The organism is Corallococcus sp. 4LFB, from assembly GCF_046520365.1.
GTDB classification, from domain to species: Bacteria; Myxococcota; Myxococcia; order Myxococcales; family Myxococcaceae; genus Corallococcus; species Corallococcus caeni.
In genome coordinates, this window is sequence record NZ_JBKGHJ010000023.1 from 17,997 (window position 1) to 36,263 (window position 18,267).

The 18,267-nt window shown below is 72.2% G+C and carries 14 protein-coding genes and 1 pseudogene; 8 read left to right on the forward strand and 7 right to left on the reverse strand.

Annotation, left to right across the window (positions count from 1 at the left end; genetic code table 11):
* Nucleotides 1–135: 135 nt before the first annotated feature.
* From ACLEQD_RS04635 to ACLEQD_RS04655, 5 genes are read left to right on the forward strand one after another with little or no spacing between them, the layout of a single operon-like run.
* Nucleotides 136–2,328, forward strand: a complete 2,193-nt coding sequence (locus tag ACLEQD_RS04635) for a GumC family protein (protein ID WP_410382066.1) — start codon at nucleotides 136–138, stop codon at nucleotides 2,326–2,328.
* Nucleotides 2,325–3,566: a glycosyltransferase gene (locus ACLEQD_RS04640; RefSeq protein WP_410382067.1), complete on the forward strand. Its 1,242-nt coding sequence runs from the start codon at nucleotides 2,325–2,327 to the stop codon at nucleotides 3,564–3,566. The genes ACLEQD_RS04635 and ACLEQD_RS04640 overlap by 4 nt, the downstream gene beginning before the upstream one ends.
* The gene (locus ACLEQD_RS04645; RefSeq protein WP_410382068.1) at nucleotides 3,532–4,791 is read left to right on the forward strand and encodes a glycosyltransferase family 4 protein; all 1,260 of its coding nucleotides are present in this window, start codon (nucleotides 3,532–3,534) and stop codon (nucleotides 4,789–4,791) included. Before ACLEQD_RS04640 ends, ACLEQD_RS04645 begins: the two co-directional genes overlap by 35 nt.
* Complete coding sequence (locus ACLEQD_RS04650; RefSeq protein ID WP_410382069.1) at nucleotides 4,788–6,245, forward strand: hypothetical protein; 1,458 nt, start codon at nucleotides 4,788–4,790, stop codon at nucleotides 6,243–6,245. The genes ACLEQD_RS04645 and ACLEQD_RS04650 overlap by 4 nt, the downstream gene beginning before the upstream one ends.
* Nucleotides 6,246–6,264: 19 nt before the next feature.
* On the forward strand, nucleotides 6,265–7,350 hold the full coding sequence (locus ACLEQD_RS04655; protein WP_410382078.1) for a glycosyltransferase family 4 protein: 1,086 nt from the start codon (nucleotides 6,265–6,267) through the stop codon (nucleotides 7,348–7,350).
* 3 nt (nucleotides 7,351–7,353) lie between these two features.
* On the opposite strand, the gene ACLEQD_RS04660 is transcribed toward ACLEQD_RS04655, so the two are convergent.
* From ACLEQD_RS04660 to ACLEQD_RS04690, 7 genes and pseudogenes are all read right to left on the reverse strand, one after another.
* On the reverse strand, nucleotides 7,354–8,505 hold the full coding sequence (locus tag ACLEQD_RS04660) for a glycosyltransferase family 4 protein (protein WP_410382070.1): 1,152 nt from the start codon (nucleotides 8,503–8,505) through the stop codon (nucleotides 7,354–7,356).
* Nucleotides 8,502–8,906, reverse strand: coding sequence for a glycosyltransferase (locus tag ACLEQD_RS04665; protein WP_410382071.1), 405 nt, complete (start codon nucleotides 8,904–8,906; stop codon nucleotides 8,502–8,504). Before ACLEQD_RS04665 ends, ACLEQD_RS04660 begins: the two co-directional genes overlap by 4 nt.
* Nucleotides 8,907–9,214: 308 nt before the next feature.
* A pseudogene (locus ACLEQD_RS04670) lies at nucleotides 9,215–9,736 on the reverse strand (glycosyltransferase); the annotation flags it as partial.
* A gap of 15 nt (nucleotides 9,737–9,751) precedes the next feature.
* Nucleotides 9,752–10,876 (reverse strand): glycosyltransferase family 4 protein, encoded by a 1,125-nt coding sequence (locus ACLEQD_RS04675; RefSeq protein ID WP_410382079.1) that lies wholly within the window; start codon nucleotides 10,874–10,876, stop codon nucleotides 9,752–9,754.
* Nucleotides 10,877–10,920: 44 nt separating this feature from the next.
* A complete protein-coding gene (locus ACLEQD_RS04680) occupies nucleotides 10,921–11,490 on the reverse strand; it encodes a HEAT repeat domain-containing protein (protein WP_410382072.1) in 570 nt (189 codons plus the stop codon).
* A complete protein-coding gene (locus tag ACLEQD_RS04685) occupies nucleotides 11,487–12,626 on the reverse strand; it encodes a glycosyltransferase (protein WP_410382073.1) in 1,140 nt (379 codons plus the stop codon). The genes ACLEQD_RS04680 and ACLEQD_RS04685 overlap by 4 nt, the downstream gene beginning before the upstream one ends.
* Nucleotides 12,623–14,143, reverse strand: coding sequence for an oligosaccharide flippase family protein (locus ACLEQD_RS04690; protein WP_410382074.1), 1,521 nt, complete (start codon nucleotides 14,141–14,143; stop codon nucleotides 12,623–12,625). The genes ACLEQD_RS04685 and ACLEQD_RS04690 overlap by 4 nt, the downstream gene beginning before the upstream one ends.
* Nucleotides 14,144–14,382: 239 nt before the next feature.
* On the opposite strand from ACLEQD_RS04690, the gene ACLEQD_RS04695 reads away from it, so the two are divergent.
* From ACLEQD_RS04695 to ACLEQD_RS04705, 3 genes are all read left to right on the forward strand, one after another.
* Entirely contained in the window at nucleotides 14,383–15,411 is a 1,029-nt protein-coding gene (locus ACLEQD_RS04695) for an ROK family protein (protein ID WP_410382075.1), read from the forward strand.
* 16 nt (nucleotides 15,412–15,427) lie between these two features.
* The gene (locus ACLEQD_RS04700; protein WP_410382076.1) at nucleotides 15,428–16,573 is read left to right on the forward strand and encodes a glycosyltransferase family 4 protein; all 1,146 of its coding nucleotides are present in this window, start codon (nucleotides 15,428–15,430) and stop codon (nucleotides 16,571–16,573) included.
* Nucleotides 16,574–16,661: 88 nt separating this feature from the next.
* Nucleotides 16,662–18,149, forward strand: a complete 1,488-nt coding sequence (locus tag ACLEQD_RS04705; protein ID WP_410382077.1) for an MraY family glycosyltransferase — start codon at nucleotides 16,662–16,664, stop codon at nucleotides 18,147–18,149.
* Nucleotides 18,150–18,267 lie beyond the last annotated feature (118 nt).

An 18,267-nucleotide genomic window follows, 5' to 3' on the forward strand; every position in this document is an offset into this window, starting at 1 on the left:
CGGATGGACAACCCGCCCGGCCCGTTGCACGCTCCGCCTGTTATTCCCCCCAGCGCGATGTGGGTGCAGGTCGGGTCCGGCGGTCTACGGGCCGGCGGAGACCGCCCGCGGCAGCCAGTTCCGGAGAGACGCGACGTGGAAGGAACGGTGTTGGACCCGGCCGGTGGGGCTCCCGGCGCGACGTCCGCGAGCGTGATGCACCGGCTGCGGGGTGTGTGGCGCCGGCGGTGGGTGATGCTCGGGGTGGCGTTGGCCGTCACGGCGCTCACGGCGGCCTGGACGCTCCGGCAGCCGCGCATCTACGCGGCCAGCACCTCGCTCATCATCGACGTCACCGCGCCGCGCATCCTCGACGGCGAGGTGAAGGAGGTGATGGGGGAGGAGCGCAGCAACTACTGGTTCAACAAGGAGTACTACGCCACGCAGAGCGAGATCATCACCTCGCGCGCGGTGGCCAGCCGCGTGGTGGACCGGCTGGGGCTCTCCAGGGACGCGGCCTTCCTGGGCCTGCCGGCGAACCAGGACCCCGCGGAGCGCGCGAAGGCGCTGGAGGGCGCGGACGCGGTGGGCCTGTTGCGCTCGCGCATCCAGGTGGTGCCCGGCAAGGACTCGCGGGTGATGAACATTGGCGTGGAGGACGTGGACCCCGCGCGTGCGGCGCTGCTCTCCAACGAGGTGGCCGCCGCGTACATGGCGGAGAACCTGGCGCTCAAGCTGCGCACCACGGAGGAGGCGCGCGCGTGGCTGGAGGGGCGCCTGGATGAATTGGGCCGCCAGTCCAAGGCCGGCGAGATGGCCGTCTACGACCTGAAGAAGGACGCGGACATGCTGTCCACGTCGCTGGAGTCGCGGCTGTCCATCGTCAGCGAGCGGATCAACTCCTACAACCTGAAGCTCACGGAGGTGCGCACGCGCATCGCGGCGCAGCAGGCGCGCGTGGACGCCATCCACCGGCTGCGCAAGGACGCCGGCAACGACGAGACGTGGGCGGAGGCCGTGCCCGGCGCGAAGGACGGTCCCATCCAGGACCTGAAGTCGCGCTACGGCGAGCAGAAGGCCGCGTGCGCGGAGCTGACCGAGCGCTACCTGCCGGAGCACCCGAAGCTGCTGGAGTGCAACCGCAAACTGGACGTCGTGCGCGCGGACCTGCTCAAGAGCCTGACCAACGTGGTGCGCTCCGCGGAGACGCAGCTGGCGGAGGCGCAGGGCGAGGAGAAGAACCTCAACAAGCTCCTGGACGAGACGAAGGCCGAGGCCTTCCAGGTGAACAAGAAGGCCATCGAGTACGGGCGGCTCCAGCGCGAGTCGGACAACAACCAGCGCCTGTACGAGCTGGTGCTCAAGCGGCTGAAGGACATCGAGCTGTCGGGGCTGTTGCGCACGAGCAACGTGCGCGTGCTGGACGCCGCGCAGCCGGTGCTGGTGCCGGTGCGGCCGCACACGCGGCGCAACCTGATGGTGGGCTGGGTGATGGGGCTGCTGCTGGGGCTGGGCGTGGCGCTGTTCCTGGAGATGCTGGAGAACAGCGTCACGTCGCAGGCGGACGTGGAGGACGTGCTGGGCCTGGCGTTCCTGGGCGTGGTGCCGCGCATGGAGGCCACGAAGGCGCCGGGCGACCGCGACCTGTACGTGCACCGCGCGCCGCGCTCGGCGGTGGCGGAGTGCTGCCGCGCGGTGCGCACCAATCTCCTGTTCATGTCGCCAGACCACCCCTGCAAGACGCTGGTGGTGACGTCCAGCGGCCCGCAGGAGGGCAAGTCCACCACGTGCATCAACCTGGGCGTGGCCATGGCCCAGAGCGGCAACCGCGTGCTGCTGCTGGACACGGACATGCGCAGGCCGCGGCTGCACCGCGCGTTCGGCGTGCCCAACGACCTGGGCATCAGCTCGCTGGTGGTGGGCGAGGGCTCGCTGGACAAGGCGGTGAAGAGCACGGAGGTGCCCAACCTCTTCGTGCTGCCGTGTGGCCCGCTGCCGCCGAACCCGGCGGAGCTGCTGCACACGCGCGCCTTCAAGGAGCTGCTGCGCCAGGCCGGGGAGAAGTTCGACCGCATCATCCTGGACAGCCCGCCGCTCAACGCCGTCGTGGACGCGGCGGTGCTGGCCACGCAGGCGGACGGCGTGGTGATGGTGCTCAAGGCGGGCCGCACGGACCGGGGCGCCGCGAAGCGCGCGCTGCGCTCGCTGGCGGACGTGCAGGCGCGGATGTTCGGCGCCATCCTCAACGACGTGGACCTGCGGCAGCCGCGCTACGGCGACACGTACCTGGGCTACCAGGGCTATGGCCCGACGCAGGACGAGCCCAAGGGCGGGGTGGCGCCGTCGTGAAGGGCGCGGGCCTGCGGGTGCTGCACCTGGGGAAGTTCTACCCTCCGGCCTCCGGCGGCATGGAGGCGCACGTGCGAACGCTGGCGCGGGCGCAGGCGGCGCTGGGCGCGCAGGTGGAGGTGCTGTGCGCGAACCACTCGGTGGATGGCACCGGCACGAGCCACGAGTTCCACGGGCGCAGCCCCACGCGTGAGGAGTGGGATGGGCCGGTGCGCGTGGTGCGGCTGGGACGGCTTGCGTCCGTGGCGCGCATGGACGTGATGCCGTCGCTGCCGTTCGTGCTCCGGCGGGCGCTGGCGCGGGGCGTGGACGTGGTGCACCTGCACGTCCCCAACCCGAGCATGGTGCTGGCGCTGGATGCCATACCGCGCCTGCCCGCGGTGGTGGTGACGCACCAGAGCGACATCATCCGGCAGAAGGTCGCGGGGGCGCTGTTCCGTCCCTTCGAGTGGATGCTGTACTCGCGCGCGGCGCGGCTGCTGGCCACGAGCGACGCGTACGTGCGCGGCTCGTCGCTCCTGTCCACGTTCAAGTCGAAGGTGCGGGTGCTACCGCTGGGCATCGAGCTGGACGCGTACCTGCATCCCTCCGCGGAGGCGCGCGAGGCCCGGGCGCGGTGGACGGCGGAGGCGGCGGGCGGGCCGCTGTGGCTGATGGTGGGGCGGCTCGTCTACTACAAGGGCTTGTTCACGGCGCTGGAGGCGCTGGTGCACGCGCCGGGGCGGCTGGTCATCGTGGGCGAGGGGCCGCTGGCGGACGAAGGTCGCGCGAGGGCCAGGGCGCTGGGCATCGAGGACCGCGTGACGTGGGCGGGGTACCTGTCGCCGGAGGCGCTCGCGGGCGCGTACCGGGCCGCGACGGCGCTGTGGTTCCCGAGCAACGCGCGCAGCGAGGCGTATGGCCTGTCGCAGGTGGAGGCCCTGGCGAGCGGGCTGCCCGTGCTCAACACCGCCGTGCCGGACTCCGGTGTGGCGTGGGTGAGCCAGCACGAGCGCACCGGGCTCACGGTGCCCGTGGGGGATGCGCGGGCGCTGGCGGCGGCGGCCCGGCGGTTGGTGGAGGAGCCGGGCCTGCGGGAACGGCTGTCGCGTGGGGCGCAGGAGCGTGCGCGGGCGGAGTTCGCCCATGACGTGATGGCGTCGCGCAGCCTGGAGCTGTACGCGGAGGCGCTCGGACGCCGGCCCGTGGCGGAGGAGCGGAGCGATGCCTCCGTCCGGCACGTCGCGGGTGGGCGCTGAAGGTCCGCGCATGCACGGGTCGCGCGAGTCCCATCGTGACAGTCAGGCGGCGGGCGGAGGTCGCTCCTCGCGCGAGCCGCATGCACCAGACGGTGCTTCGCTGCGCGTCCTGCACGTCTCCAGCGGCAATCTGTACGGGGGTGTCGAGACGCTGCTGCGCACGATGGCGCTCGCTCAATCGGACCGTGCTGACGGCGCGGTGCATGCGTTCGCGCTCTGCTTCGAGGGGCGCATCGCGGAGGAGCTTCGCGCGGCGGGCGCACCGCTGACGTTGCTGGGGCCGGCGAAGGTGAGCCGCCCCTGGCGGGTCTGGGAGGCGCGCCGCTCGCTGATGGCGCTGCTCCAGCGGGAGGCGTTCGACGCGGTGGTGTGTCACGCGGCGTGGCCTCAAGCCCTCTTCGGGCCGGTGGTGCGCACGGCTGGCGTGCCGTTGATCTTCTTCCAGCACGACGCACTCTCGGGGACGCACTGGGCGGAACGGTGGGCCCGGGTCACCGTGCCGGACCTGGCGCTGTGCAACAGCCGCTACACCGCGAGCACGCTGCGCAGTGTGTATCCGCGCACGCCGTGGCGCGTGCTCCATCCTCCCGTTCGTGACGGCGGCCCTGGCCTCACGGCTTCCGAGCGCTCCTCGCTCCGAGGCGAGCTGGGCGCGGATCCGACGGAGGTCGTCATCGTCCATACCAGCCGCATGCAGGAGTGGAAGGGGCAGCGGCTGCTCCTCGAAGCGCTGGGCCGGCTGCGACAGGTTCCGCGCTGGAAGGCGTGGTTCGCTGGCGGCGCGCAGCGTCCGGAGGAGGTCTCCTACGAAGCGGGCTTGAAGGCCCAGGCCGTGGCCCTGGGGCTCGGGGACCGGGTGCGCTTCCTGGGGCAGCGCTCGGATGTGCCCCGGCTGCTGCGCGCGGCGGAGGTGCACTGTCAGCCCAACACCGGGCCAGAGCCTTTTGGACTGGTGTTCGTGGAGGCGCTCTACGCCGGGCTTCCCGTGGTCACGACCGCGCTGGGTGGGCCGCTGGAGATCGTCGATGCGTCGTGTGGCGTGCTCGTGCCTCCGAAGCCGGAGGCGCTGGCCCTGGCGCTGCGCGGGCTCATCGAAGATGAATCGGCGCGGCGGACGCTGGGCGGCGGTGGACCTGCTCGCGCACGGGCGCTGAGCGCGCCGACCGCGTTCCTGGACGCTCTGGCGGACGCGGTGCGCTCCGTGGCGCGGGAGCCTGTGCCGTGAAGGAGGCCCGCTCCGCATCCACCCCGCGCCCGCGGCTCCAGGGCCCCGGTGTGCTGCACCAGCGCTACGTGCGCCGCGCGCCGCAGCCCGCGGTGCAGCCCTCATCCACTCCGGCGACGGCGTCCACGGGACTGCTGGGTTCTGGCCATGTGGTGGTGGCGTTCATCGCGCTGCTCTTCGTCTGCCAGCTCGCGCTGCTGATGGAGGCGCTGGCGCCGGTGCGCGTGGTGTTCCGCATCCTGTCGTTCGGCACGAGCCTGGCGCTGCTCGTGCTGGTGAAGGGCCCTCGCCTCAAGCACCCGGCGATGCCGTTCCTGCTCGCGTCGGCGGGGCTCACCGCGCTGAACTTCTTCCACCCCGGCACCAACACCCCACTGGCCGCGGCCGCGCAGCTGGGCATCCAGGTGTCCGTGTTCGCGCCCCTCTTCTGGGCGAGCCGCCTGCGCATCGACGCGAAGCTGTTCGGACGCGTCGTCCTGCTGCTCTTCCTGTTCAACGTCGTGAGCGCCTCGCTGGGCATTCTCCAGGTGTCCTTCCCCGGCCGCTTCCAGCCCGCCCTGTCCGCCATGGTCGAAAGCCAGGGCGAGGGCTACGTGCGCAGCCTCCAGTTCGAGACCGCGAGCGGTGCGCGCGTGTTCCGCCCCATGGGCCTGACGGACGTCCCGGGCGGTGCCTCCACCGGCGCCTTCTATTCGGTGCTGCTCGGCGGTGCGTTCCTGCTCAGCCGCCAGGGCCTGTCCCGGAAGGTGCTGGGCGCGGCGGGCATCGGCATCGGGCTCATCTGCCTCTACCTGGGACAGGTGCGCGTCGCGGCGGTGACGCTGCTGGTCTGCATGGCGGCCTTCGGGCTGGTGCTCACCGTGAGTGGCCGCTGGGTGCGCCTGGTGACGCTGGCCTCGGTCGTGGGCGGCTTCGCGGTGGTGGCCTTCGGTTGGGCCGTCGCGGTCGGCGGCGACGCGGTGCTGGCGCGCTGGAGCACGCTCACGGCCTCCGACCCCACGCAGGTGTATCAGTCCAACCGGGGCCGCTTCCTCGACAGCACGTTCGCTGAGGTGCTTCCGGAGTTCCCCCTGGGCGCGGGCCTGGGCCGCTACGGCATGGCCAACGCCTACTTCGGCGACAACAGCGACCGCGCGAGCCCGCCCCTCTGGGCCGAAATCCAGTGGACGGCCTGGGCCTATGACGGCGGCTGGCTGGGGATGGTCTGCTATCCGCTCGCGCTGCTGGCGACGCTGGGGTGGGGCTTCCAGGTGGCGCGGCGCCGCGATGACTCGCGGGGCGAGTTCTGGCTCTGGGGCAGCCTCCTCTTCGCGTATGACCTGGGCGCGCTCGCGCAGACCTTCAGCTATCAGTTCTTCATGAGCCAGATGGGCATGGAGTTCTGGCTGCTCAACGCGGCCTTCTTCAGCGCGTACTGGAACCGGAATGCGGCCGTACACCCTCATCGCCGGTGACTTCGTCTCCACCGGGGGCATGGACCGCGCGAACCTCGCGCTGGCGGACTGGCTCGCGCGCCAGGGCGGGCCCGTGCGGCTCGTGGCGTACCGCGTGGCGGACTCGCTCCTGCGCTACCCCAACGTGCGCTTCGTCCGCGTGCCCAAGCCCGCGAACGCGTACCTGCTGGGCGAGCCGTTGCTCGACGCCGTGGGGCGCTTCTGGGCCGCGCGCACGCTGGCGCAAGGCGGACAGGTGGTGGCCAACGGCGGCAACTGCGAGGTCGCCGCCGCCAACTGGGTCCACTACGTCCACGCCGCGCACGTGCCCGAAGCCGCCGGCAATCCGCTGCGCAGGCTCAAGGGCCACGTGAGCCACCGCGTGTACCTGCGCCGCGAGCAACGCGCGCTGCGCCGGGCTCGCATCATCCTGGCGAACTCGGAGCGCACGCGGCAGGACCTGCTGGCCGCCACGGGCGTGGAGGCCTCGCGCGTCCACGTCGTGTACCTGGGCGGCGACCCCGCGCGCTTCCCGTCCACGTCCCCCGCGCTGCGGCGCGAGGCCCGTGCGTCCCTGGGCTGGTCTCAAGAGCGGCGGATGGCGCTGTTCGTGGGCGCGCTGGGGGACCGGCGCAAGGGCTTCGACACGCTCTTCCACGCGTGGGCCCGGCTTTGCGCGCGACGCGAGTGGGACGTGGACCTGGGCGTGGTGGGGACGGGCGCGGAGCGGGAGCGCTGGGAGCGCGCGGCGCGTGAGCAGGGCCTGGGCGAGCGGATCCGCTTCCTGGGCTTCCGCGACGACGTGCCCCGGCTGCTGGCCGCCGCGGAATTGCTGGTGGCACCCACGCGCTATGAATCCTATGGCCTGGGCGTGCACGAAGCGCTGTGCGTGGGCATCCCCGCGCTGGTGAGCCGCTCGGCGGGCGTGGCGGAGCGCTATCCGTCCTCGCTCCAGGGGCTGCTGCTGGACGACCCCGAGGACTCCGGCGAGCTGGTGCGGCGCCTGGAGGAATGGCGGGCCCGGGGTGGGGACTGGATGCCCGCCGTGGCCGCGCTGTCGTCGGAGCTGCGCACCTGGACGTGGGACGCGATGGCGGCGGCGGTGGTGGCGCGGCTGGAGGCTTGAGCCTCACGTGCCGCGCTGGAGCACCTGTTCGAAGAAGTCGAGGTGCGCCTTCGCGACCACCGGCCAGGCGAAGCGGGACACGGCTCGCTCGCGGCCTCGCGTGGCCAGGTCCTGGCGTTGGGTGGGACTCTCCAGCAGCTCCGCGAGCGCGGTGGTCCAGGCCGGGGCGTAGGACTCCGGCAGGATGCGCCCTGCCTCGCCCACGGTGTGCGGAATCTCTCCGGAGTCGCTGGCGAACACGGGCACGCCACACGCGAAGGCCTCCGCGAGCATGCGGCCGAACTGCTCCTTCCACGCGGGCGTCGTCTGGCTGGGCGCGCAGAGCACGTCCATGGCGTTGAGCGCGCGGGGCACCTCCGCGTGCTTCACTCCGGTGACGATGCGCACGCGGTCTCCGTAGCGCTCCGCCCACGCGCGCAGCTCCACCTCCAGCGGGCCTCCGCCGACGAAGAGGGCGCGCCAGGGCGTGCTCAGGGTGTTGAGCGCATCCATGAGGAGCCGCAGGCCCTTCTCCGGCACGAAGCGCCCCAGGTAGCCCACCACGGGCGGGCCTTCGGACGTCCAGCCCAGGCGCTCGCGGAAGGCGCGGCCCGCCTCCGGATCCGGGCGGAAGTGCTCCACGTCCACGCCCACGGGGATGAAGCGCGAGGGGCGCTGCTCATAGCCAGGCCGGGTGAGCAGCGTGTCGTGCACCGTCTGGCCCCAGGCGATCCACCCCGCGGCCCGGCGCACGACGAAGCGCTCGGCCTGCGCGAAGGGTGGGGGATAGCGCTTGGCCAGGTTCTGGAACGTGCAGAAGACGAGCGGCACGTGGGCGGGCGTCATCAGCGCCACCTCCAGGCCGGAGAGCACGTAGGGCTCCTCCCACAGGTGCACCAGGTCCACGCCCTTTGACAGGTGCGCGCGCAGCCGCGGCCCGTAGACGAAGCCGTGCAGCGAGCGGCTGAAGAAGACGCGCACGGCCTCCAGGTTCACGGCCTCGCTGGCGTCGCGCTGGAGCACCAGCGGGCCCAGGTCTCCGTGGAAGGTGCTCGGCGCCACGGCGGTGACGTCCCAGCGGCCCGCGCCCACGCGGGTCATCTCGTTGGCCAGCCGCCGGTTGAGCGTGACGACGTACGAGTGCGAGACAGTGACGAGCTTCCGGGGACGCATCATGGGGTGCCTCGCGCCGGGACGAGGCTCCGGTACACCTGGAGGATGTCGCGGGCGTAGCGCTCGCGGGAGAAGCGGCGCACGGCGGTGTGGCGGGCCGCGCGGGCCAGGGTGTCTCGCAAGGCTTCGTCCTCCAGCAGCCGGCGCAGGGCCGCCGCGAGCGTGTTCGCGTCGCCGGGTTCGATGGCCAGGACGTCCTCGCCGTCCCGGAGCGCTTCGGCCGCGCCGCTCGACTTCGAGATGACGGCGGCCCGGCCACAGGCGAGCGCCTCCGCGATGGTGAGGCCGAAGGGCTCGCGGCGGGTGCTCGCGTGCACGAAGACGTCCAGGGCCCGGTAGACGCGGGCGGGGTCGGGCTGGAAGGGCACGAAGCCCACGCGACCCGTGAGGCCGTGGCGCTCCACCTGCTCGCGCAGCTCCGCGTCGGTGAACTGCGAGCCTGCCGTGCGGTAGAGGGCGCGCCCACGAGGTAGAAGCGCACGGGCAGCGACGGAGCCTGACGCGCCAGCAGGGCCGCGGCCTCCAGGAAGACGTCGTGTCCCTTCCAGCGCGCGTACGTGGCCACGAGCCCCACGCGCAGCGTGCCCGGAGGCGCGGGAGGCAGCGCGGACAGCGTGTCCAGGTGCGCGCCGTCCCCCGGGCCCGGGGAGAAACGCTCCACGTCCACGCCATTGGGTACGACGTGGACGGGCACGTTCCCGAGCACCGTGCGCGCGTCGTCACCCACGGCCTGCGAGTTCGCGATGGCGGCCGAGGCCAGCGGATGCAGTGCGGAGAGCGCGCGCCGCACGAGCGGACGCTCCCCCAGGAAGTCGTGCACGTGCCACACGCGCGGAATCGGCAGTCCGGCGGTGGCAGCGCTCAGCAGGTGGGTCTTGATGCCATTGGAGTGCAGCAGGTCCGGCGCCACGTCGCGCACCGCGCGCCGCAGGTCGAGTCCGTAGCGGGTCAGCAGCATCGGCGTGGGGGCGATTTCACGCGCGAAGCGAAGGAGACCGGCGCGCCCCTGTTCTCGCAGACCGCTGTCCCCGAGCGCGGAGAGTCGGTCGGGCAGGGCGAGCACGCGGGCCTCCACACCGAGGCTCCGAGCCGTCTCCACGAGCGGCCCGTCCGTGCCCGCGATGAGGTGCAGCGACAGGCCAGGCTCCAGCGTGCGCAGGCACGCGAGGAGATCCACGAGTGCGCGCTCGGCACCGCCCAGGATTCCCACGGGGTTGAGGAACAGGATGCGCACGCGGGAGCGACCGAATCAGACCCGCCCGGGGCGGTCAAGGCGATGCAGGTACGCGTCCAGCACCGTGCGCGCGTGGGCACTCCAGGTGAAGCGCGCGGCCCGCGCCCGGCGCGTCTCCGGTGAGGGCGCGGACACGCGGCCCGTGAGCAGCGCATCCACGGCTTCCGCCCATGCGGCCACGTCGCCCACGGGGCAGTACGTGCAGGCGTCCGCGCCCACTTCGCGCAGCACCTGCAGGTCGCTGGCCACCACGGGGACACCACACGCCAGCGCTTCGATGACGGGCAGGCCGAAGCCTTCCGCCTCACTGGGCACCAGCACCGCGCGGGCACGCCGGTACAGGCCCGCGAGCGTGGCCCGCTCCTGCCGGGGCGGTTGCAGCAATGCGTCCTTCAAGCCGAGCCTCGCCACCTGTGCCTGTTGGGCCGCGTCCAGCTCACCGCCCTGCTGCACCAGCATGAGGTCCGGGTGCCGGGCTCGCAGCGCCGCGAAGGTGTCGAAGAGCACGTCCAGGCGCTTGCGGCGGATGGCGCTGCCCACGTGCAGCAGGTACGGCCGGCCCTTCAGCGGCGCGAGCACCGCGTCGCTGGCGTCTCCGGGAACGGGTTCGAGCCGGTACTCCGGCGACACGCCATAGGGCGCCCAGACCAGCCGCTCGGGGGGCACCACGCCGTGCGCGAGCAGTTCGCCGCGGACCTGCTGCGTGCTGTGGAAGACGAGGGCCGCGCGCTCCAGTCCCTTGAGCGTGGCACGCGCCATCAGGCGGAACCACGTGGGGCGCGGTTCGCGGTGGGGCTCCAGGACGGAGCGGAAGGCATCCAGGTCATGGCAGAAGACACCGGTGCGCTCCGCGGGCAGCGTGTGGACGAGCTGCGCGTAGGTGTGGTCCACGACGTGGAACGCATCGGAGCCAACGCGCTCCCGTAGCAGCCGCGCCGGGTAGAGGCCGAAGCGGGTGAGCAGCCGGTCCGCGTTGAAGGCGGCCTTGCGGTTGCCCACGCGAGGCAGGGCGCGCACGGCGTGCGGGATGGACGGTCGCACGCGGGTGACGTCGACCTCGGTGGGAAACGCCGCGAGGCCTTCCGCGAGTGCTTCGCCCACCAGGTCCATGCTGGGCCAGCCCTCTTCGCGCGGATCCATCAGGACCTTCAACCGCAAGGTGCTCACCTGCTCATCGCCTCCGGCTAGAGGATCCCGCGCTTGATGCGCATTTCGTGGGCCCCGACGATCCACTCCAGCGCCCTCGACGCCTCATCGCTCACGGTGCCAACCCAGCCCGGGGCCGGAGTCTTGTCCTCGCGCATCTCCTCGAGCGTTGGAATGAGCGGCAGGTGTCCCGTGCAGCCCAGCGCGTTGACGGCGCAGTAACGCACCTCAACTGAAGGATCCTTCAACGCATCGAGGAGGGCTTTGACCGCGACCTCGAACTCCGCGGAGTCCGTCCTCACCTTCGCGAAGTTGTACGACAGGTATTCGGCGGCCTGGCCACGGACCTGGGGCGCCTCCTGCGTGTCCGTGAGGATGCCCACCATGAGGCTCCACAGCGTGAGATCTCCATGCCAGGTCAGTGCGTAGAGGATGGCATGTCGCGTCTCGATACGAGACTCACCATCGAGCAACGGGAGAAGCACGGACGTGGTCGACGCGTCGAAGGACAGCAGCTTCGACGCTTCACCCATGGCGAGAAGGTCTGAACCCAGGAGGTCCTTCAGCGCGGTGTCACGCTGCTCTGGCGTCAGACGTGTGTCGCTCATGAGGAGGTTCCCGTACGCCGCAGCAGGTGCGCAACCGTGTGCTCCAGCGTGAAGTGCTCACGGTACACGCGGGCCGCGCGCTCACCCAGGGCCCGGCGCTCCTCTGCGTGCTCCAACAGGTGCTCCGCGAGCGCCAGCAGTGCTTCAGGTGACGCATCGTCCGCGAGCGCCACCGGCCGCAGCTCGCGCCACAGCATTTCGCTCAGGTGCCCGGTGTTGGTGACGATGGGCAGGCCCAGCCCCAGTCCGCCCATCGCGCTGCTGCGCCGGGCGCTGACGCCGTCGGGGTAGGGCTGCAACAGCAGCTCCGACGCGCGCAGGTGCGCGGCCACGGCCTCCGGTGCCAGTCCGTCCCTCGCATGGAGCCTGCGGGCCAGCTCGGGATGCCTCCGCCCCAGCGCCTCACTCCAGCCCTGACTGCCCCGGCCCAGCAGCAGCGCCTGCCTTCGCTCATCCCGCTGCAACAACGGAACGAGCACGGCCTCCAGAGGTCCCGCGATGGCCCCGCCATACGTGCCGAAGTGCGCCACCGTGGGGCCTCCGCCCAGCGCTTCACGCACCGCGCGCACGGCGTCCACCGGCACGTCGAGGGGCAGGGGGCTGGGAATGGGACACCACAGGGCCTGGGCCCGCAGCGGCTCGGGAAGGTGCTCCGCCCAGGTGGGGATGGACACGTATGCGCGCTCCACGCCGAGCGCCAACGTGCGCAGCATCACCCGCGTCACCCCCGCGAGGACCTGATGCTTCCACGGCGCACCGGGGCTCCACGGGTACACCGCCTCATGGAGGAACAGCTCGCGTGCGTCCTGTCGCCTCGCGGCGAACCAGGCGCAGAACGGCACGTTCATCGCCTTCAATCCAAACGCGTGGGGCACGTACTGGAGCAGCAGCCTCCGGGGGCCGGGCGTCGCATCCAGCTCGCGCGTCAGGCGCACCAGCCCCGGCGGCGTGAAGAGGCCGGGCCACCGGTGCACGGTCACGCCCTGATCATCCGTGACGCCCTCCGCGCCAGGAGTCCAGACGTGCACCGTCTCCCCCGCGTTCATCAGCGCGTGGGCGATGCTCCGGGAGTGGTCGGAGACGCCGCCAGGGGCCGGCGGATACTCCCCCGTCAGCAGGTGCCACGCACGGCTCACGGAGGCGCCCGCCTCGCGCGCAGGTGCTGGACCACGGCGCGCAGCTCTCCCAGCAACGACAGGCCGCGCCGCGTGCCCTCACGCACGAGCACCAGCGCGGTGAGGACGCCCGCCGCCACCAGCGCCTGCACGAGCAGCCCGTCCTGCCCCATCGCGAGCCGCGAGAAGCCCAGCGCCAACGCGAGCAGCGCGCCCACCGTGAGGAACGGCTCCATGACCTCGAACTCCAGCCGCGACAGGTGCGGGTTGCGGCGCGACACCAGCCGCGCGGTGACCCACAGCTCCGTCAGCGTCACGGCCGTCGCGCTGACCCCGACGCCCACGATGCCCCAGTGCATCACCGCCAGGGCGCCCAGGCCGAAGCGCAGGGCGCTCGCGGCGGTGGCCACATACATCCGTTCCTTCGCGTGGCCGCTGGCGTGCTGCTGGGAGTGCAGCAGGCCCTGCACCGCCTGCATCGACGCCTCGATGGTGAACCACTGCACCAGCGCGGACGCGAGGCTCCAGCGCTCACCGAAGACCACCGGGATGAAGGGTGGCAGCGCGATGACGCCGAACGGAATGGCCAGACACAACAGCGCGCTCACGCGCCGGATGGACGTGCGCAGGTACTCCGAGAGCGCGACCGTGTCCTGCTGCATGCGGCTGTAGGCCGGATACGCGACGCGGGTGAGGACGCTGCTCAGCGCGAGCGGCACGGAGGCCAGGGCGCTCGCCCAGTTCACCAAGCCCACCGCGTCCTTGCCCTCCATGCGCCCCACCACCAGCGGAATCCAGCCCTGGAGCGCCGCGGGGATGATGCCCGTGAGCTGGAACCAGATGCCGAAGGCCAGCAGCCGCTTGACGATGTCCCAGCGGAACGCGCCCCGGGGCCGCCAGCCCGCCGCCGCCCAGAACATCACCATGCCCAGCCCGCCCCGCACCAGCCCGCCGCCGATGAGCGACCACGCGCCGCAGTGCAGCCAGGCCAGGAGGATGGTGGTCGCCGTCTGCGCGATGCCTTCGACGAGCTCGATGCGCGCGAGCGTCGGGAAGCGCAGCTGGCGCTCCAGCACCATGATGGGGATGACGCGCAGCGAGTGGAAGAACAGCCCCAGCGCCATCACGCTCACCATGGCCGCGCCCGAGGGGCCCAGCTCGTAGGAGCGCGACAGCCACGGCGCGAGCAGCAGGATGACGCCCACGATGAGGACCGTGAACGCCTGGTGGCTCCAGAACGCGGTGCTGATCTCGTCCTGCGTGGGTTCGTGCTGCTGGCGCACCAGCGACGCGCTGAGGCCCAGGTCGCCCAGGAACGCGCCCATCGCGGCGGTGAAGGCCACGATGGCGAACGCGCCGTAGTCCCCCGGGAACAGCAGGTGCGACAGGGCGAGCGAGCTCACCACGCGCAAGCCCAGCGAGCCGAGCGTGCGCAGGCCCAGGGCGATGATGGAGCGCTGCGCGCGGTCCTTCACGTCCGACGTGCCCAGCGGAGGGGCGTCGGCGGTGTCCGGCGCGGAAGGGGAACGGCTGCTCATGGGGAAACGGGGTGCTCCACGAAAGGAACTCCGGCGGAGCCTATATGCGCGCCTGCTTCCGGCGAACAGGGGCCGCGGGAGGGGGGCATGTCCGGCCTCGTGGAAGGAGGGCCCGCATGCAGACCCGTGGGGCGGGCGGGCGGCCACGGGGTGCCCGGCGTGGCGGGGCTGGACACTCCCGCGCTGCGCAGATTGTGCCGCGTGCGGGCAGCAGGGGCCGCGAACCACGGAGTCGAGACATGGCCGAGGCTTCAGCGAAGAAGGGGCACGGTGCGAGGAACGGGACGCCGACCGACAAGGCCCGCATCTGGGGAGGCATCGACCTGGGGGGCACCAAGATTGAAGCCGTCGTCGTGGACGCGCGCGGCGAGGTGCTGGGCCGGGCCCGCCATCCGACGCCCGCGAAGGGCGGTCCGGGTGAAGTGGTGAAGGAGCTCTACGGCACGCTGGGCGAGGCGGCGCGGACCGCGGGCATCAAGCCCGCGAAGCTCGCGGGCGTGGGGGTGGGCGCGGCGGGAGCGGTGGACGCGAACGGCGGCACGCTCGCGCACACGAGCAACGTCGCGGGCGGCTGGGACGCGCCGTATCCCCTGGCGTCGGACCTGGGCGACCTCGTGGGCGGCGGCAAGGTGGTGCTGGGCAATGACGTCCAGGTGGCGGTCACGGCCGAGTACAAGCTGGGCGCGGGCCGCAACTACCGCTCCGTGCTGGGCGTGTGGTGGGGCACCGGCGTGGGCGGAGGCCTGGTGCTCAACGGCGTGCCGTGGCGCGGGCAGGGCGCCGCCGGTGAGATTGGCCACATGGTGGTGAAGCCTGATGGCGCGCGCTGTGGCTGCGGCCGGCGCGGCTGCCTGGAGGCCTACGCGGGGCGCGCGTGCATGGAGCGCAAGGCGCGCTCGGCGGCGAGGAAGGGGGAGAAGACCGTCCTCTTCGACATCATGCGCGACAAGAAGCGCACGCGCCTGTCCAGCAGCGTCTGGGAGAAGGCGTTGAAGAAGAAGGATCCGCTGGCGACGTGGCTCATCGAACGGGCCATCCGGATGATGGGCGTGACCATCGCCTCCGTCATCAACCTGCTGGACGTGGAGGCCGTCGTCATCGGGGGCGGGCTGGGGGCGCGGCTGGCGCCCAAGTATCTGGGCGCCATCGAGGACGCCATGCACCCGCACCTGTTCATGACGGAGCGCAAGCCCGCGATGCACGTCGCGGAGCTGGGCGACCTGTCCGGCGCCATCGGGGCGGCGCTGCTCGCGGGCCCGCGGATGTGAGCTATGAAGCGCGCGCATGCGCGTGCTCCTCGCCATCCACCACCCGCTGTCCCAGGACCTGGGCGCTCCCGGCGTGACGCTCGCGCTGGGCCGAGCGCTCCAGGCCCGGGGCTGCACCGTGGACTTCTACAGCTACGGCGACGCCTTCCCCGGCGTGGAGCACTTCACCGCGCTCCACAACCTGCGCTTCCCTTGGATCCTCTCCGCGCACCTCGCCCGCGCCGCGCGCCGCTACGACGTGCTGGACGTCACCACGGGCGACGCGTGGCCCTGGGCCCAAGCGGGCCGCCCCGGCGCCGCCCGCCGTCACGCGCTGGTGACGCGCAGCCACGGCCTGGAGCACTCCCTCTCACGGCGGATCCGCGCGGACGCTCGCGAGGGCCGGCTGCGCCTGAGCTGGAAGTACCCGCTGTACCACGGCGGCTTCCGCCTCTGGGAGGTGGAGCGGACGCTGCGCCTGGCGGACCACTCCATCCTCCTCAACGAAGGCGACGCCGTCTTCGCGCGCGAACAACTGCGCGTCCCCGCCAGCAAGCTGAGCGTCATCGGCCACGGGCTCGACGCCGCCTTTCACGGGCTGGCCCTCCCGGCGCCGCGAGAGGAAGGCCCGCTGCGCCTCGCGATGGTGGGCTCCTTCCTCAAGACCAAGGGCGTTGAGGAAGTCATCGCCGCCGCGACCCGGCTGCACTCGCGGGGGCTGGCCTTCACCCTGGCCCTCTACGGCACCGGCACCCCCGAGCCCGAGGTCCGCGCCGCCTTCCCCGCGTCCCTCCAGCCCCTGCTCCACGTGGTCCCGCGCTACGCGAACGCGACGCTGCCCGGCCTGCTCGCGCGCGAGGAGGTGCTCCTCTTCGCCAGCCGCACGGAGGGCTACGGCATGGCGCTGGTGGAGGCCATGGCCTCCGGGCTCGTGCCCGTCTCCACCCCCGTGGGCGTGGCGCCCTCCGTCGTGCACCCCGGCCGCACGGGTTTCCTCGTCCCGCTTGGCGACGTGGACGCGCTGGTGGCCGCGGTGCGCGAGCTGGCGGCGGAGCCGGCCCGGCGGTACGCGCTGCGCCGCGCGGCCCAGGCGGAGGTCCAGGGACTCACCTGGCCCGACATCGCCGCCCGCACCCTTGCGCTTTACGAAGAAGTCCTGCGTGTCAGGGCTGGCAGCAGGTAGGCAGGCGCGTCGTTTCCTCCTTGTGACGCCGGGACGTTGACGCGCTGCTTCGGTGGCCGTCACGATGCGCGGTGGACGTTCCTCTCGCATGATCACCCTCTTCGCCGCCTTCCTCGTGTCGCTCCTCGTGGCCCTGGTGCTCACGTGGCGCGTGCGCGAGCGCGCGCTGGCGTGGGGCTGGTTGGACCAGGCGAACTCCAGCCGCAAGGTGCACGTGCGGCCCATCCCGCGGCTGGGCGGCATCGGCATCGTGGGGGGCTTCTTCGCGCCGCTGTGCGCGCTGTTCATCGTGGACTCGGGCGTGGGGGATCAGTTCCTCGCGCAGACGGAGCTCATCGTCGGCCTCTTCGTGGGGGGCGCCATCATCGCGGCGCTGGGCTTCTACGACGACCTCAAGGGCGCGGGCGCGAAGCTGAAGTTCTCCGTGCAGTTCGCGGTGGCGCTGGGCCTGTACGCGCTGGGCTTCCGCATCGAGGTGCTGGCCAACCCCTTCGGCGCGGAGCTGACGCTGGGGCTGTTGAGCCTGCCCTTGACGGTGCTGTGGGTGGTGGGCGTCATCAACGCGCTCAACCTCATCGACGGGTTGGACGGGCTGGCGGGCGGCGTCGCGTTCTTCGGCGTGGGCACCCACTTCCTGCTCGCGCTGATGCGCGGGGACGTGCTGCTGTGCCTGCTGATGGTGGCGCTCGCGGGCGCCATCCTCGGGTTCCTCGTCTTCAACTTCAACCCGGCCTCCATCTTCATGGGGGACACGGGCAGCATGTTCCTGGGCTTCGTGCTCGCGGCGGTGTCCATCAAGACGTCGTCGAAGAGCGGCACCGCGGTGGCGCTGCTGGTGCCGGTGATGGCGCTGGGGCTGCCCATCATGGACACGCTGCTGGCCATGGTGCGCCGCTCGCTGCTGGGCAGACCGCTGTTCAGCGCGGACAAGGAGCACATCCACCACCGGCTGATGAGCCGCCTGCTGTTGTCCCACCGCACCACCGTGCTGGTGCTCTACGCGCTGTGCACGCTGTTCATGCTCACCGCGCTGGGGCTGCACTTCGCCAACAGCATGCAGAGCGCGCTGCTGCTCAGCGGCGTCGGCGTGGTCATCATGGTGCTGATGCGCAAGCTGGGCTACCTGGACGTGCGCCACATGGACGCGGTCCAGCAGACGCGCCAGCGCAACCAGGAGCTGCGCTCGCTGGTGCGCTCCGTCACCGCCGCGGTGCGCGCGGCCGGTTCGTTCCAGGAGGTGTGGGGCGCCGTCCGGCCGCTGTCCCAGGGGCTGGGCCTGTCCGCGCTGGAGCTGCGCCTGCGCCGCCCGCATGACGACGTGGGCGGAGGCGTCGTCTTCGAGTCCCAGCAGCCGGACGCCGGCGCCGCGACCGCGCTGGAGGTGCGCCTGGACGTGAAGGAGGCGGAGGCCCTGTTCGGCGCCCTGCGCCTGGTGTGGCGCGACGGCCGGGCCGCCATCGACCGCGACGAGGAGCTGGCGCTGGAGGTCGTCGCGGACGCGGTGGCGGAGCGGGTGGCGCAGCTGGTGGCGCTGGAGGCCGCGGCGCCCGAGCGCATCATCGCGCTGCGACGGTGAGCCCATGACCTCCGCTCCGGCCCTGCTGACCCTGCTCCAGGCCTGGCCGGAAGCGCCGTCCCCTCCCCGCCCCCCTGGACGCGGGCGCCTGCGACGCGCTGGTGAAGGCCGCCGTGCG

Coding starts and splice junctions, on each gene's coding strand:
- ACLEQD_RS04645 (WP_410382068.1), top strand. CDS start 3,532: ATGCCTCCGTCCGGCACGTCGCGGGTGGGCGCTGAAGGTCCGCGCATG.
- ACLEQD_RS04655 (WP_410382078.1), top strand. CDS start 6,265: ATGGACCGCGCGAACCTCGCGCTGGCGGACTGGCTCGCGCGCCAGGGC.
- ACLEQD_RS04660 (WP_410382070.1), bottom strand. CDS start 8,505: ATGATGCGTCCCCGGAAGCTCGTCACTGTCTCGCACTCGTACGTCGTC.
- ACLEQD_RS04675 (WP_410382079.1), bottom strand. CDS start 10,876: ATGGATCCGCGCGAAGAGGGCTGGCCCAGCATGGACCTGGTGGGCGAA.
- ACLEQD_RS04680 (WP_410382072.1), bottom strand. CDS start 11,490: ATGAGCGACACACGTCTGACGCCAGAGCAGCGTGACACCGCGCTGAAG.
- ACLEQD_RS04690 (WP_410382074.1), bottom strand. CDS start 14,143: ATGAGCAGCCGTTCCCCTTCCGCGCCGGACACCGCCGACGCCCCTCCG.
- ACLEQD_RS04695 (WP_410382075.1), top strand. CDS start 14,383: ATGGCCGAGGCTTCAGCGAAGAAGGGGCACGGTGCGAGGAACGGGACG.
- ACLEQD_RS04700 (WP_410382076.1), top strand. CDS start 15,428: ATGCGCGTGCTCCTCGCCATCCACCACCCGCTGTCCCAGGACCTGGGC.
- ACLEQD_RS04705 (WP_410382077.1), top strand. CDS start 16,662: ATGATCACCCTCTTCGCCGCCTTCCTCGTGTCGCTCCTCGTGGCCCTG.